At 68.2% G+C, this 13,705-nt stretch carries 13 protein-coding genes; 9 read left to right on the top strand and 4 right to left on the bottom strand.

The window, feature by feature from the left end; genetic code table 11:
- Positions 1–60: 60 nt before the first annotated feature.
- On the bottom strand, positions 61–1,707 hold the full coding sequence (locus ON23_RS03095; RefSeq protein ID WP_051041889.1) for a (2,3-dihydroxybenzoyl)adenylate synthase: 1,647 nt from the start codon (positions 1,705–1,707) through the stop codon (positions 61–63).
- A 166-nt stretch (positions 1,708–1,873) separates the two neighbouring features.
- Between ON23_RS03095 and ON23_RS03100 the strand changes: the two genes are divergently transcribed.
- The 3 genes from ON23_RS03100 (at position 1,874) to ON23_RS03110 (ending at position 4,724) form a co-directional block, all read left to right on the top strand.
- A complete protein-coding gene (locus ON23_RS03100; RefSeq protein WP_039776176.1) occupies positions 1,874–2,755 on the top strand; it encodes an oxidoreductase in 882 nt (293 codons plus the stop codon).
- Positions 2,756–2,876: 121 nt separating this feature from the next.
- Positions 2,877–3,347: a carboxymuconolactone decarboxylase family protein gene (locus ON23_RS03105; protein WP_039776178.1), complete on the top strand. Its 471-nt coding sequence runs from the start codon at positions 2,877–2,879 to the stop codon at positions 3,345–3,347.
- A 288-nt stretch (positions 3,348–3,635) separates the two neighbouring features.
- Positions 3,636–4,724, top strand: coding sequence for a 3-deoxy-7-phosphoheptulonate synthase (locus ON23_RS03110; protein WP_039776131.1), 1,089 nt, complete (start codon positions 3,636–3,638; stop codon positions 4,722–4,724).
- A 61-nt stretch (positions 4,725–4,785) separates the two neighbouring features.
- Here ON23_RS03110 and ON23_RS03115 read toward each other — a convergent pair whose 3' ends face one another.
- Positions 4,786–5,955: a pyridoxal phosphate-dependent aminotransferase gene (locus tag ON23_RS03115; protein ID WP_039776133.1), complete on the bottom strand. Its 1,170-nt coding sequence runs from the start codon at positions 5,953–5,955 to the stop codon at positions 4,786–4,788.
- Positions 5,956–6,184: 229 nt separating this feature from the next.
- Here ON23_RS03115 and ON23_RS03120 point away from each other — a divergent pair, with 229 nt between their 5' ends.
- Positions 6,185–6,385: a hypothetical protein gene (locus ON23_RS03120; protein WP_030513254.1), complete on the top strand. Its 201-nt coding sequence runs from the start codon at positions 6,185–6,187 to the stop codon at positions 6,383–6,385.
- Between the two features lie 50 nt (positions 6,386–6,435).
- Here the strand turns inward: ON23_RS03120 and ON23_RS03125 are convergent, their stop codons facing one another.
- Positions 6,436–7,377 (bottom strand): sigma-70 family RNA polymerase sigma factor, encoded by a 942-nt coding sequence (locus ON23_RS03125; RefSeq protein ID WP_039776136.1) that lies wholly within the window; start codon positions 7,375–7,377, stop codon positions 6,436–6,438.
- A gap of 66 nt (positions 7,378–7,443) precedes the next feature.
- Here ON23_RS03125 and ON23_RS03130 point away from each other — a divergent pair, with 66 nt between their 5' ends.
- The 4 genes from ON23_RS03130 (at position 7,444) to ON23_RS03145 (ending at position 12,090) form a co-directional block, all read left to right on the top strand.
- Positions 7,444–8,034 (top strand): GNAT family N-acetyltransferase, encoded by a 591-nt coding sequence (locus ON23_RS03130; RefSeq protein ID WP_039776179.1) that lies wholly within the window; start codon positions 7,444–7,446, stop codon positions 8,032–8,034.
- Positions 8,035–8,178: 144 nt separating this feature from the next.
- Positions 8,179–9,837, top strand: coding sequence for a DNA repair helicase XPB (locus tag ON23_RS03135; RefSeq protein ID WP_039776139.1), 1,659 nt, complete (start codon positions 8,179–8,181; stop codon positions 9,835–9,837).
- 70 nt (positions 9,838–9,907) lie between these two features.
- The gene (locus ON23_RS03140) at positions 9,908–10,573 is read left to right on the top strand and encodes a DUF3239 domain-containing protein (RefSeq protein ID WP_051041892.1); all 666 of its coding nucleotides are present in this window, start codon (positions 9,908–9,910) and stop codon (positions 10,571–10,573) included.
- Positions 10,574–10,659: 86 nt separating this feature from the next.
- Positions 10,660–12,090: a M1 family metallopeptidase gene (locus ON23_RS03145; RefSeq protein ID WP_039776141.1), complete on the top strand. Its 1,431-nt coding sequence runs from the start codon at positions 10,660–10,662 to the stop codon at positions 12,088–12,090.
- Between the two features lie 31 nt (positions 12,091–12,121).
- Here the strand turns inward: ON23_RS03145 and ON23_RS03150 are convergent, their stop codons facing one another.
- Positions 12,122–12,910 carry a hypothetical protein gene (locus ON23_RS03150; protein ID WP_039776143.1) on the bottom strand — a complete coding sequence of 263 codons (789 nt, stop codon included), beginning with the start codon at positions 12,908–12,910 and terminating at the stop codon, positions 12,122–12,124.
- Positions 12,911–13,186: 276 nt separating this feature from the next.
- On the opposite strand from ON23_RS03150, the gene ON23_RS03155 reads away from it, so the two are divergent.
- Positions 13,187–13,705: an LppU/SCO3897 family protein gene (locus tag ON23_RS03155; protein WP_039776146.1), complete on the top strand. Its 519-nt coding sequence runs from the start codon at positions 13,187–13,189 to the stop codon at positions 13,703–13,705.

The following is a 13,705-nucleotide window of genomic DNA, read 5'->3' on the forward strand; positions in this document are numbered from 1 at the left end:
CGTCGTACCGTGGCCGTTCGCCGAGTCCGGTTCGGCGACAAGGCTGTTCGGCGGCGAGGTTCAGTGCGATGCTGTCGCGGACTCGGTGTCGTAGCGGGCCCGCAGGACCTTCTTGTCGATCTTGCCGACAGCCGTGAACGGCAGCGCGTCGGCCTGCTCGAGGATGTCGGGCAGTTTGTAGGTCGCCAGGCCGCGAGCGGTGAGGAACTCCTTGATCTCGACCAGGCTCGGCATCTCGCCGTCGATCACCAGTACGGCACAGACCTTTTCGCCGAGGGCCGCGTCCGGCAGGCCGACCGCGGCAGCATGACGGACCGCGGGGTGGGCCAGCAGGTGTTCCTCGAGTTCGTCGCAGGAGATGTTCTCGCCGCCGCGGTTGATCACATCCTTGATCCGGCCGGAGACGATCAGATGCCCGCTCGGCAGTTGCCGCACCAGATCGCCGCTGCGGTAGTAGCCGTCGGGGGTGATGGCGCGGGAATTGTGTTCCGGGGCGCGGTAATAGCCGCGGATGGTGTACGGGCCGCGGGTGAGGAGTTCGCCCTCCTCGCCGGGCGCGACGTCGTTGCCTTCGCCGTCGACCACGCGGACCTCGTCGGCCGGGGAGAGCGGGCGTCCTTGCGAGACCGCGATCGTTTCCTCGGGATCGTCGAGGCGGGTGTAGTTGATCAGCCCCTCGGCCATGCCGAACACCTGCTGCAGTGTCGCGCCCAGTGCGGGAGACACCTCGCGCGCGTTGACCTCGGCCAATTTCGCGCCGCCGACCTGCAACAGCCGCAGGCTGGAGAGGTCGGCTTCCTCCCATTCCACTGCCGCACACCACAATTGGGCCAGCGGCGGTACCACCGCCGTCACGGTGACGCCGTAACGTTCGATGGTCGCGAACGCGTTCTCCGGACTCGGGTCGGCCAGCATGACGATCGACGCGCCCGCCGCGACCGCGCCCAGAATGCCCGGGCACGACAGCGGGAAGTTGTGCGCGGCCGGCAGTGTCGCCATGTACACGTCGTCGGAGGTCAGCGCGCAGATCTCGGCGCTGGTGCGGGCGTTGTAGTGGTAGTCGTCGTGGGTGCGGGCGATGAGTTTCGGCAGGCCGGTGGTGCCGCCGGAAACGAGCATCACCGCGATCCCGGACGCGTCGACGGCCGGCAGCGAACCACCGTCGCGCGCAACCGTTCTCAGGTCGACATAGGCGCCGGGATCACCGAGGACGAAGATCGTGCGCAACGACGGCACCCGCTCGGCCACCGCGGCCGCCAGTTCGCGGTAATCGAAGTCGCCGACCTTGTCGGCCACGATGTAGCCGGCCGCGCCCGAGAGCCGGGTCAGATGTTCGATCTCGGCCTGCCGATGCGCCGGCAGGGCCAGTACCGGCACGATTCCGGCGCGCAGCAGCCCGAACAGCACCTCGACGAATTCGGTCACGTTGGGCAGTTGGACCACGACGCGGTCGCCGGGCTCGAGTCCGGCGGCGAGCAACCCGTGGGCCGTGCGGTCGGCGCGGCGATCGAGCTCGGCATAGTCGATCGGTCCGGCCTCGGTATGCAGGGCGGGACGCTGAGGCCCGGTGCGGGCGGCGTCGCGCAGCAGGTCGCCCAGCGGTTCGCCGCGCCAGTAGCCCGCGGCTCGGTAGCGCTCGGCGAGTTCGGCCGGAAACGGTACGAAACCGTCGAGCAGGTCCTGCTGAGCGGGGGATATCGAAGTCACGGGTATCGCCTCACGGGTCGAGCTGCGCAGTATCGAAGCTGCCTTAGATAGGTTAGGCAACCCTATATTAGAATAGGTGGCCTCGCGTCCCGGGTGGGCCGAAACGCCGCGGCCCGGCTCCGCGACAACAGCGCGCACCGGCCCGTGCCCGCCTAGACTCGTGCGGGTGAGCGGTTGGAACATCTCCGATATTCCGGACCAGAGTGGGCGCACGATCATCGTGACCGGCGCGAACAGCGGACTGGGCGCGGCCACCACCAGGGCGTTGGCGCAGGCCGGTGCGCAGGTGATCATGGCCTGCCGCGACGAGGTGAAGGCCCGCGCGGTCGCCGACACCATCGGCGAACGGGTGCAGGTGCGCCGGCTCGACCTGGCCGACCTGTCCTCGATCCGCGAATTCGCGCGCACGATCGAGAATGCCGACGTGCTGATCAACAACGCCGGCGTGATGGCCCTGCCGCTGCGCCGCACCGCCGACGGCTTCGAAATGCAGTTCGGGACCAACCATCTCGGCCATTTCGCGCTGACCGGGCTGCTGCTCGACAAGATCTCCGATCGCGTCGTCACGGTATCCAGCGGCGCCCACATGATCGGCCGCATCGACCTCGCCGATCCGAACTACCAGCACCGGCGCTACGAGCGCTGGCGCGCCTACGGTCAGTCGAAACTGGCGAATCTGATGTTCGCCTACGAACTGCAGCGCCGCCTCACCGCGGCCGGTTCGCCGAAGGTCTCGGTGGCGGCCCACCCCGGCTACGCCAGCACCGAACTGCAGTCGCACACCGAGTCGTTCCTGGACGCGATCATGGCCCTGGGCAACCGGATTCTCGCCCAGTCGGCCGAAATGGGCGCCCTGCCAAGCCTTTACGCCGCCACCGCGAAGGTCGAACCCGGCGCGTTCTACGGCCCGACCCGCCTCGGTGGCCTGCGCGGCTACCCCGAGCGCTGCGGCTCCTCGGCCGCCTCCCGCGACGAAGTCACCGCCCGCCGCCTCTGGGACCTGTCCGAACAACTGACCGACGTCACCTACTCGTTCGCCCGCCGCTGAGCCGAACCGACCCGGTGTGACCGGCATCACTTCCGGTGATGTCACACCCCGTGGGTGCTGTTCCGTCATCTCTGTGTAGCGACGCCGCGCAGCGCGGCTCACTTTCCACAGGAGGATGGTCATGGAACCCCGTTTCGCTCTGTTCAACAACGAGATCGCCGCCAAGTTCGTCAAGCGGATCGGTAACGCGGGCCAGGTCGTGGACAACTCACCGCTGCCCAAGGCCACCCAGGAGTTGGTCAAGCTGCGCGCCAGCCAGATCAACGGGTGCGGCTTCTGCACCGATATGCACTCCAAGGACGCGGCCGCCGCGGGGGAGACCTCGGTGCGGCTCAATCTGGTCGCCGCGTGGCGCGAGGCGATCGTCTTCACCGAGGCAGAGCGGGCCGCGCTCGCGCTGACCGAGGAAGGCACCCGCATCGCCGATGTCCACCGCGGCATCAGCGAGGAGACCTGGGAGCAGGTGCGCAAGCACTACGACGACGAGCAGATCGGCGCCCTGATCTCGCTCATCGCGCTGATCAACGCCTACAACCGGCTCAATGTCATCGCCGGTACCCCGGCCGGCACCTACGAGCCCGGCATGTTCTGAGCGCCGCACGCGAATTCGGGCCCGGCACAGGATCGTTCGATCCCGGCCGGGCCCCGTCGTATCCACGGTGGCTGTGGGGACCGTCACGTCCGCCCACCCGGCCGGAGCCACCCGCGCCGCGCCCCTGGTACAGTCGCCCTCGTGCAGCGCGCGTATTTCTGGTTTACCAAGCCGGCCCCGGGTGGGTCGGTCGGTGACCCGCGCTGACCTTCTCCCACCCCGAGCCGGACTGCAGACCGGCTCCACGGGATTTCGCTCGGTGGGTCGGCCTGAGAAAAGGAACCCATCATGACCACCGCAGCCGATGTCGATGCCTCACACAGTGACCTCGACGATCAGCGCACGCTGAGTATCAGCCCGCTACTGTCACCCGCCGAGGTTCGCCGCGAGCATCCGATCGACGATGCGCTCGCCGACACCGTGCGGGCCGGCCGCGCCGCCACCGTCGAAGTCCTCGACGGCGCCGACGACCGCCTGATGGTCGTCGTCGGCCCGTGTTCGGTGCACGACCCCGAGGCTGCCCTCGACTACGCGCGCCGCCTGGCCGCCGAGAGTGCCGAACTCTCCGACCGGCTGCACATCGTGATGCGCGTCTACTTCGAGAAGCCGCGCACCACCCTCGGGTGGAAGGGCCTGATCAACGATCCGCATCTGGACGGCTCGTTCGACGTCAACACCGGCCTCGGGCTGGGGCGGCGGTTGCTGGTCGACATCACCGGTCTCGGCCTGCCGGTGGCCTGCGAATTCCTCGATCCGATCACCCCGCAGTACATCGCGGATCTGGTGTCCTACGGCGCGATCGGCGCGCGCACCGCGGCCAGCCAGGTGCACCGGCAGCTCTCCAGCGCGCTGTCGATGCCGGTCGGGATCAAGAACGGCACCGACGGCGATGTGCAGGTGGCCGTGGACGGGGTGCGGGCGGCCGGTGCCAGCCACGTCTTCCCCGGCACCGATCTCGACGGCCGCTCGGCGCTCATCCGCACCAGCGGCAACCCGGACTGCCACGTGATCCTGCGCGGCGGTAGCGCCGGCACGAACTACGACGCGGCCTCCGTCGCCGAGGCCTGCCTGCGCCTGGAGAAGGCGGGGCTGGCGCAGCGGGTGGTCGTCGACGCCAGCCACGGCAACAGCAACAAGGACCACAACAAGCAGGTCGATGTGGTCACCGATATCGCCGAGCGCATCGCCGCCGGTGACCGCGCGGTGGTGGGTGTGATGATGGAGAGCTTCCTGGTCGCCGGCCGCCAGGACCTCACCCTCGGCCGCGCCGACGATCTGACCTACGGCCAGTCGATCACCGACGCCTGCCTGGACTGGGAGACCACGGCGGCGCAGCTGGACCGCCTCGCCGACGCGGTGGCCCGGCGTCGCGGCTGAGGCACGGTAGCGGGTCACCTTCGCTCGCGGCTCGGACGAAGGTGACCGCGCGATCGTGCGATCACACGTGGGCCGCGTGCAGGCGGCGGACCGCCTCGTCGAGTGTGTCGTCCCGCTTGCAGAACGCGAAGCGCACCAAGCGATTCCACGAGTCGCGGTCGTCGGCGAAGACTTCGATCGGGACCGCGACGACGCCGAGCCGCTGCGGCAGCTCCCGGCAGAAGACCAGCGCGTCGGCGGAGCTCAGCGGGCTGATATCGGCGCAGACGAAATAGGTCGCATCGCTGCGCTTGACCAGGAATCCGGCGTCGGCCAGCGCCTCCGACAGGCGAATGCGCTTGTCGGACAGGCTGTCACGAAGATCGGCGACCCACTGCTGCTCGTTCTCGAGTGCGTAGGCGACCGCCGGTTGGAACGGCCCGCCGCCGACGAAGCTCATGAACTGTTTCGCGGCCAGCAATCCGTCGATCAGCGGTGCCGGACCGCACGCCCAGCCGATCTTCCAGCCGGTGACGCTGAAAGTCTTCGCGGCACTGGAGATCACGACCGTGCGCTCGAACATACCGGGCAGTGTCGAGATGCTGAGGTGGGTGTTGCCGTCGTAGACGAGATGTTCGTAGACCTCGTCGGAGACCACGATCAGATCGTGCTCGCGGGCGAGCTCCGCGATCGCCTCGAGGTCGGCGCGGGGCAGGATCGCCCCGGTGGGGTTGTGTGGCGAATTCAGCAGCAGCATGCGGGTTTTCGGGGTGATCGCCGCGCGCAGGCTGTCCAGGTCGAGGACGAATCCGTTGCCGTCGGGCACCAGCCGCGCGGTGCGGCGGGTGGCTCCGGCCAGGGCGACCACCGCGGCGTAGGAGTCGTAGTACGGCTCGATCAGCACCACTTCCTCGTCGGTCTCCACCAGGCCGAGCACCGCCGCCGCGATCGCCTCCGTGGCGCCGACGGTGACCACCACCTGGGAGTCGACGTCGTAGTCCACGCCGTAGCGACGTTTCCGGTCCGCCGCGATCGCCCGGCGCAGAACCGGCATGCCGCGCCCCGGCGGGTACTGATTCAGCCCGTCGGCGATGGCGGTGCGGGCCACCTCCAGCATCGCGGCCGGGCCGTCCGTATCGGGGAATCCCTGACCGAGGTTGACCGCGTCGTGGCGCACGGCCAGTTCGGTCATCTCCGCGAAGATCGTGGCGCGGAACGGGCGCAGGCGGGCGACGGTGGGGATGGCTGACATGGTCCCAACGTAGCGATATCGCCCCCGTGGCCGCGGGGCGCACCCCGGGCCGTGGACCGGTGCGATGCTTGCCCTCCGTTCGCTACGGTTGCGGAGCGATAGCGAAAGGCTATGTTTCACATTTAATTCGGGCTTCTGACCTGCATGGTTGTGCGGTTTCCTGGTGGCAGCTAGCCTCCCCGTGTTCTATCTCACAACCACTTCGGTGGTGGCTCGAAAGGGGCGGTGTATGGCCTCCTATCTCGACCTTCTGCTGCATCCGGCGGCGGGGACGGTCCTCGGATACATCAACGACACCCTGCACAACATCTTCAGCAACGATTGGGGCTGGGGTTCCTCGACGCCGAACTGGGGTACCGGATCGTCCACGGGCAACTGGGGACTCGGTTCGAGCACCCCGGACATGTGGACCGGTTCGTCCACTCCGTAGTCCGCCGATGCAGCAGTCGAGCCGCCGGGACGCTCGATGCGTTCCGGCGGCTACGCCGGATCCCGGGGCAGGCGAATGCCACCGAGCTTCGCGGGATTGGCGACATCGTAAGTGCCCCAGATCAATCCGTCGCGGACGGCGAAGCCGACCACGCGCGGTGGCGAGCCCGGCGCACCGTTGCGCGGGGCGCGCTCGTGCAGCAGCAACCCGAGTTGCCCGTTGACGCCGACGAATTCGAACCGATCGGAATCGGTGGGCGAGAGTTCGGCCGGGTCCACCTGATACATCCGGATGAGCCCGAGGACGAACCGCGCGATCTTGTCCGCACCGAGGATCGCCCGCGCGGCGGTCTTCGCGGTGCCACCGGTATCGCCGATGAAGACCGAATCCGGATGCAGGGCCGCGACGACCGCGTCCACATCGCCGGAATACAGCGCCTCGAGCAGTCGCTGCACGGCGGCGAGATGTTCGGTGTCCGATACCGGTTCCGGGGCCGCGGCCAGTGACTTCCGGGCCCGGACCGCGAGTTGCCGGGCCGCCTCCGGCGTCACCTCGAGCAGTTGGGCGATCTCGTCGAACGGCACCGAGAACCCGTCGTGCAGGACGAAGGCCACCCGCTGCGCCGGCGTCAGTGCGTCGAGGACCACCATCGCGGCGAAACGGCAATCCTGTTTGCGCACCACCGTTTCCAGCGGATCCGGCAGATTCGACGGAGTGACGCCGGTGACGATCGGCTCCGGAAGCCATTGCCCCACATAGCTTTCCCGCCGGGCGGCGGCGCTGCGCAGCCGATCCAGGCAGATCCGGCTGACCACGGTCGTCAGCCAGGCGCGCAGATCCTCGATCTCGGATTGATGGGTGGTGGCCAGTCGCAGCCAGCTCTCCTGCACCGCGTCCTCGGCGTCGGCCACACTGCCGGTCAGCCGGTAACCCACCGACAGCAGATGCGCCCGATGGGACTCGAACAGATCGGCGAGCAACGCGGCAACCATTGGCCCGATTCTACGGTCGCCGGAAATCCGCTGGGCCACCGCAGGGTTGCGTGCCAGCATGAAGCGGTGGAGGACTGTGTACTGACCGACGAGACGGTGTGGTTGTCGCGCCCGGCCGAGGCCGATATCGACGCGATCGTCGCCTGCTGCCGGCAGCCGTCGATTCCGGAGTGGACGACGGTGCCGGTGCCGTATCGGCGGGCCGACGCCGTGGGATTCCTGACCGATATCGTCGCGCCCGGGTGGGCGGCCCACAGCCCGGTCTGGGCCGTGCGCACGGCGGCGGACGGGCCGGTGGTGGGCATGGTCGGCCTCGACGCGGGCCCGCAGCCCGGGGCTGCCGAGATCGGCTTCTGGCTCGGCGACGCGGTGCGCGGCCGCGGGTTGATGACCCGCAGCGTCCGGTTGGTCTGTGATTTCGGTTTCGCCGCCGACGGGCTCGGCCTGAGCCGCATCGAGTGGCGGGCCTTCGTCGGCAACGTCGCCTCCGCCGCGGTGGTGCGGCGGACCGGCTTCCGTTACGAGGGTCTGCTGCGCGGGGCCGGTGTGCAGCGCGGCGTGCGCAGGGATTCCTGGATCGCCGGGCGGCTGGCCGGCGACCCGCCGGAGCCGGCCACCGACTGGCCACCCCTGCGCGGGCCGGGATCGGCGACCTGAGCCGCGTCCGGGTGCGAGTGCGCTCACAGCGAACATCTGCCCAGCTCGCGTAGGGTTGATGAAGGTTTGTCGGGGGGTCCGGCAACAATGTGGGACGTATTCCCCGAGCGCAGGGGGCCGACCCGAGAATCTGGAGGAGGTGCCGTGACGGACGGACCGCTCATCGTGCAGAGCGACAAAACCCTGCTGCTCGAGGTGGATCACGAGCAGGCCGACGCGGCCCGGCAGGCGATCGCGCCGTTCGCCGAACTCGAACGCGCACCCGAGCACGTGCACACCTACCGGGTGACACCGCTGGCGCTGTGGAACGCGCGGGCGGCGGGGCACGACGCCGAACAGGTCGTCGACGCGCTGGTCAACTATTCGCGCTACGCCGTGCCGCAGCCGCTGCTGGTCGACGTGGTCGAGACCATGGCCCGCTACGGGCGGTTGCAGCTGGTCAAACATCCCGCGCACGGGCTGGTGCTGGTCAGCCTGGACCGTGCCGTGCTGGAAGAGGTGTTGCGGCACAAGAAGATTCAGCCGATGCTCGGCGCCCGCATCGACGACGACACGGTCGTCGTGCACCCGTCCGAGCGCGGTCGGATCAAACAGATGCTGCTGAAGGTCGGCTGGCCGGCCGAGGACCTCGCCGGCTACGTCGACGGCGAGGCCCATCGCATCGATCTCGACTTCGGCACCCACGAGTGGCATCTGCGCGACTATCAGGAGCTCGCCGCCGACTCGTTCTGGGCCGGCGGATCCGGCGTGGTGGTGCTGCCCTGTGGCGCGGGCAAGACGATGGTCGGCGCCGCCGCGATGGCCAAGGCCCAGGCGACGACGTTGATCCTGGTCACCAACACCGTGGCCGGCAGGCAGTGGAAGCGGGAACTGCTCGCCCGCACCTCGCTGACCGAGGACGAGATCGGGGAGTACTCCGGCGAGCGCAAGGAGATCCGCCCGGTCACCATCGCCACCTATCAGGTGATCACCCGCAAGACCAAGGGTGAATACAAACACCTGGAACTATTCGACAGCCGCGACTGGGGTCTGGTCATCTACGACGAGGTTCACCTGCTGCCCGCCCCGGTGTTCCGGATGACCGCGGATCTGCAGTCCCGGCGCCGGCTCGGACTCACCGCGACGCTGGTGCGCGAGGACGGCCGCGAGGGCGACGTGTTCTCGCTGATCGGCCCGAAGCGCTACGACGCGCCGTGGAAGGACATCGAGGCGCAGGGCTGGATCGCGCCGGCCGACTGCATCGAGGTGCGGGTCACGCTCACCGAAGCCGAACGCATGGCCTACGCCACCGCCGAACCGGAGGAGCGCTACAAGCTCTGCTCCACCGCGCGCACCAAACTCCCCGTCGTCGAATCCATCCTGGCCCGTCACCGCGATGCGCCCAGCCTGGTGATCGGGGCCTATCTCGATCAGCTCGACGAACTCGGCGAACATCTCAACGCTCCGGTCATTCAGGGCTCGACCCGCACCAAGGAGCGCGAGGCGCTGTTCGATGCGTTCCGCAACGGCGAAATTCCGGTCCTCGTGGTCAGCAAGGTGGCGAACTTCTCCATCGATCTGCCGGAAGCGTCGGTGGCCGTTCAGGTTTCGGGCACCTTCGGTTCCCGGCAGGAGGAGGCCCAGCGCCTGGGCCGGCTGCTCCGCCCGAAATCCGACGGCGGTCAGGCGCACTTCTACTCGGTGGTGGCACGTGACACGCTGGATGCCGAATACGCGGCCCACCGCCAGCGTTTCCTTGCCGAACAGGGGTATGCCTACCGCATCACCGATGCGGACGACCTGCTGGGCCCGGCGATCGGGTAGGCGCAGCCGATCGGCCGCGGTGGGCGCGCCGCTGGGTTACCGCTGCCGGACAGATGTGAGGATTTGAGACGTGCGACGCTTCGAATTCGCGGTCGACCGCGAACATGCCCGGGCGGTGAACGAAGTCGTCCGCGATATCCGGCGGCTGCGAATACTGGCGTTCACCGCGGCCATCGTGCTCGGCCTCGGTACGGCCGGGCTGATCTGGCTGAATCACCCGTACTCGTTCCTGCTGGCGGTGGCCTTCGCGTTGGCGACCATCACCGCGCTGTTCGTCGCGCTGTGGACGCCGTACCGCTCGCGCATCGAGAAGTTGTACGCCGAGGGCGAGCTGGTTCCGGCCGTGGTCTCCGGGCAGCATCCGAAAGGGATCACCCTGCTCGCGCTGGTGAACCTCGCCAAACCCGGCGCCGTGCCGCGCTACGCGCTGATCACCCGGGTGGTGCGCGCCCTGCCGGGGCACGACACCGACGCCGGGGAACAGGTGCCGGCGGTGACCGTGCGAGCCGATCGCGCGCCGCGATCGGTCGGCGATCTGCGCCAGCCGGTGAGCGCCATGCCGATCGCCTGGGGCACCCGCGACCTCGGCGTGATCGAGCGCGCCCGCGCCGCGATCAGCGATGTGGAATGGAAGCTGCTGGCCGACAATCTCGGCCTCGCCGAGAAGGTGGGCCGGGTCGACTCGCAACGGCTGCTGCTCGATCCGCAACAACTGCCCGAGGAACTGCGCGGTTGACGCGTGTGGCGGTTCCGGCGCGCAGCGACGCCGACTAGCATCGTCGGTTGGTCGGCACGCCGTGCCGCGAAAGGGGTGGAGGGTCGATGGAGTCGCATGCCTGGGCACGGTGTCTCACGGCGGGAGCGTTGTGCGGGGTGGCGCTGGTGCTCCCCGCCTATGTGCAACCGGTGCCGGCGCAGGCCCAGCCCGCCGCCGATCCGTTCACCGGATCGCCCGGCCTCGGCGACCCCTACTATCCCGATGACGGCAACGGCGGCTACGACGTGCAGCACTACGACGTCGCCATCGATTACGACCCGCCGACCAGGCATCTCACCGGTACGGCGCGGATCGACGCGGTGTCGACGCAGCCGCTGCGCGCGTTCAACCTCGACTACGCCGGCCCCGCGGTGGTGAAGGTGTCGGTGAACAATCTGCCCGCGGGCTTCACCACCGGTGGTGCACACGAACTGACCGTCACCCCGGCGCTGCCGGTGCTGCCCGGGCTGCCGTTCACGGTGACGGTCGACTACGCGGGGGCCGAATCCGACGATCCCGATTCCGGCTGGACGATCTCGCCGAGCGGTGGCGCCTTCGCCGCCGGTGAACCGCATTCGGCGACCACCTGGTACCCGCTCAACGACACCCCCGTGGACAAGGCCACTTTCGATCTGCAGGTGACGATTCCGCAAGAGTGGCAAGCGGTGTCGAACGGCCTGCGGGTCAGCGATACCGTCGCCGGCGACAAGCGCACGGTGACGTGGAGTTCGAGCCATCCGTCGATCGGCTATCTCACCACGGTCGCGATCGACCACTTCGATTTCCTCGAACAGCGCCGCGCGAACGGCACTCCGCTGATCAGCGCCTTCGCGCCGGGTGCGGACAAGGGCAGGGCACTCGAGCAGCGGCTGCCGGAGGTGCTCGATTTCCTCGAATCCCTCTACGGCCCCTATCCGTTCGAGAGCGGCGGCGGCATCTACGTCGACACCGACCTGCATTTCTCGCTGGAAACCCAGACCCGGCCCATCTACGCGCCGTGGACCGATCTCGACACCGTCGTCCACGAGAACACCCATCAGTGGTGGGGCGATTCGATGTCGGTGCGGAACTGGTCGGATATCTGCCTGAACGAATGCTTCGCCAGCTATACCGCCGATTATCTGTGGCCGGAGCGCAAAGAGGGAAAAGATGTGGACACCCTCTACCGCCGCACCATCGCCAAAACCATCGACAATCCGGGGTACTGGGAGATTCCGCTGCAAAATCCCGGGGCCGGAAACGAATTCACCACGGTGTATTCCCGGGGGCCGTTGTTCCTGCACGCCCTGCGCCACGAACTCGGTGACGAGGTGTTCTTTCCCGCCGTGGCGCAATTCGTGCGCTCACATGCCTACGGCAACGCGTCCATGCCGGAATTCCGCAGCTTCATCCAGACCAAGACCGCGACGGATCTGAGCGGATTCTTCACCGCCTGGCTCGATACCACCACACCGCCGCCGGACCAGTACCTGTACCCCGGTTCGCTGCGCGGCTGAACATCCTCGGCGGCAACATCTTTCGTGGTCCTCAGCGCAGCTCGTCCACGCGTCGCCGCGCCTGCTCGAGGTCCGCGTCGGCTCGTCGCAACGCCGCCTCGGCGGATTCCACCCCCGCGGCGGCGAATCGGCGAGCTTCCTCGGCCTGTGCGAGCTCGTCGCGCAGCGCCGTGATCCGCTCGTCCAGGGCGGCCACGTCGGAGCGTTGCCGCTCGAGCTCGGCCGCGGCCGAATCTCGTTCCGCGCGAGCGGCTTCCAGAGCTTCCCGGGCGGCAGCCGCCTCGTCGGCACCGGTGTCGGCGGGTTCCTCGCTCTCCTCGTCGGGGACGGCCGCCAAGGCGGGCCCGGCCGGGCCGAAACCGGCGTAGTCGACCGCGGCGGCCAGCACGCCGGCACGAACCTGGTCGGTGACCTCCGGATCGGCCAGCGCCGCGTTGAGAGTCTGCGCGACCGCGCGCAACACGGGTTCGGTGAGATTCTTGCCGGCGTCGGAGGCGAGGCGAGCGGCCTTGTCCGTCAACGCGTTCACCGCTTTGCGGCGTTGGTCGGCGAGGGTGCGCATCCGCTCGGCCGACAGGGTGCGCTGCGCCTCGCGCAACGCCTCGCCGAGATCCAGCAGTGCCCCCAATTCCTGGGTTGCCTTGTGCGCCAGTAGATTCACCGCCCACGCCGCGACGGTCGGTCGCCGCAGCCGCGATATCGCCGTGGCCAGCTGTTTATCGCCGTTCGCGCGCGCGGTGCGGGCCGCGTCATCACGAGCGGCCACGAATTCGGCGGGGTCGAGGGCGTAGAGCTCTGCGGTTGTCTGCTCGAGCTTCATGCTGCAGAGCGTAACGATTCGGGCGAGGATATCGACTACAGATCGCGCGTGTGCGGCTGCACCCGCGGATTGTCGAAAGGTGTATCGGATCGTGAATTCCTTCGGGCTCCTGCTACTCAACCATCTGCTCCCCAGCATCGTGAACTATTCGCTGATGGGTTTGTACGGCCTGCACTCGCTGCACATGTGAGGCAGGACCCGCCCGGCAGGGCGGGCGGGTATCCTCCCCAGCACGTTCGCCATAGGTGAGCGGCTCGGCGAGAAAGGTTTTCGTAGGTGAAGTTCGCAGGACCGAGACCGGTCAAGGGTCTCGTGCTGGCGCTCATGGCGGTCGCCGCCCTGACTGTGACCGGCTGTTCGATGTTTTCCGATGCGGCAAAATCCGATACCGCCCGCGCGAAGGTCGGTGACTGCATCAATGTGCTGGAGGGATCGCCCGCAGATTCCAAGACCGAGCCGGTGGACTGCTCCTCGGCCAAGGCCGTCTACACGGTGAAATCGACCTCCGACAAGAAGCAGGACTGCGGGACCGAATACTCCTCGTACGAGGAGACCTTCAACGGCGGTACCACCGCATTCCTGTGCCTGGCGCCCAACCTCAAACAGGGCAACTGCTATCACGAGGACAAGACGACCGGATACTCCTATGCCGAATGCGACTCGGCGGAGGCGACGGTCAAGGTCGTGAAGCGGGTCGACGGTCAGAACGACGAATTCCTGTGCGACGCGAATTCGACCTTCCTGACGCTCTCGGAGCCCAAGACCACGTTCTGTCTGGCCAACCCCAAGAGTTGA

The sequence above is a fragment of the Nocardia cerradoensis NBRC 101014 genome, from assembly GCF_000308535.1.
In the GTDB taxonomy this organism is placed as follows: Bacteria; Actinomycetota; Actinomycetes; order Mycobacteriales; family Mycobacteriaceae; genus Nocardia; species Nocardia cerradoensis.

Bases quoted from the DNA above. Each gene is read 5' to 3' on its own strand.
- ON23_RS03105 (WP_039776178.1), top strand. From the start codon at position 2,877: ATGGAACCCCGTTTCGCTCTGTTCAACAACGAGATCGCCGCCAAGTTC.
- ON23_RS03115 (WP_039776133.1), bottom strand. From the start codon at position 5,955: ATGTCAGCCATCCCCACCGTCGCCCGCCTGCGCCCGTTCCGCGCCACG.
- ON23_RS03145 (WP_039776141.1), top strand. From the start codon at position 10,660: ATGGAGTCGCATGCCTGGGCACGGTGTCTCACGGCGGGAGCGTTGTGC.
- ON23_RS03150 (WP_039776143.1), bottom strand. From the start codon at position 12,910: ATGAAGCTCGAGCAGACAACCGCAGAGCTCTACGCCCTCGACCCCGCC.
- ON23_RS03120 (WP_030513254.1), top strand. From the start codon at position 6,185: ATGGCCTCCTATCTCGACCTTCTGCTGCATCCGGCGGCGGGGACGGTC.
- ON23_RS03110 (WP_039776131.1), top strand. From the start codon at position 3,636: ATGACCACCGCAGCCGATGTCGATGCCTCACACAGTGACCTCGACGAT.
- ON23_RS03125 (WP_039776136.1), bottom strand. From the start codon at position 7,377: ATGGTTGCCGCGTTGCTCGCCGATCTGTTCGAGTCCCATCGGGCGCAT.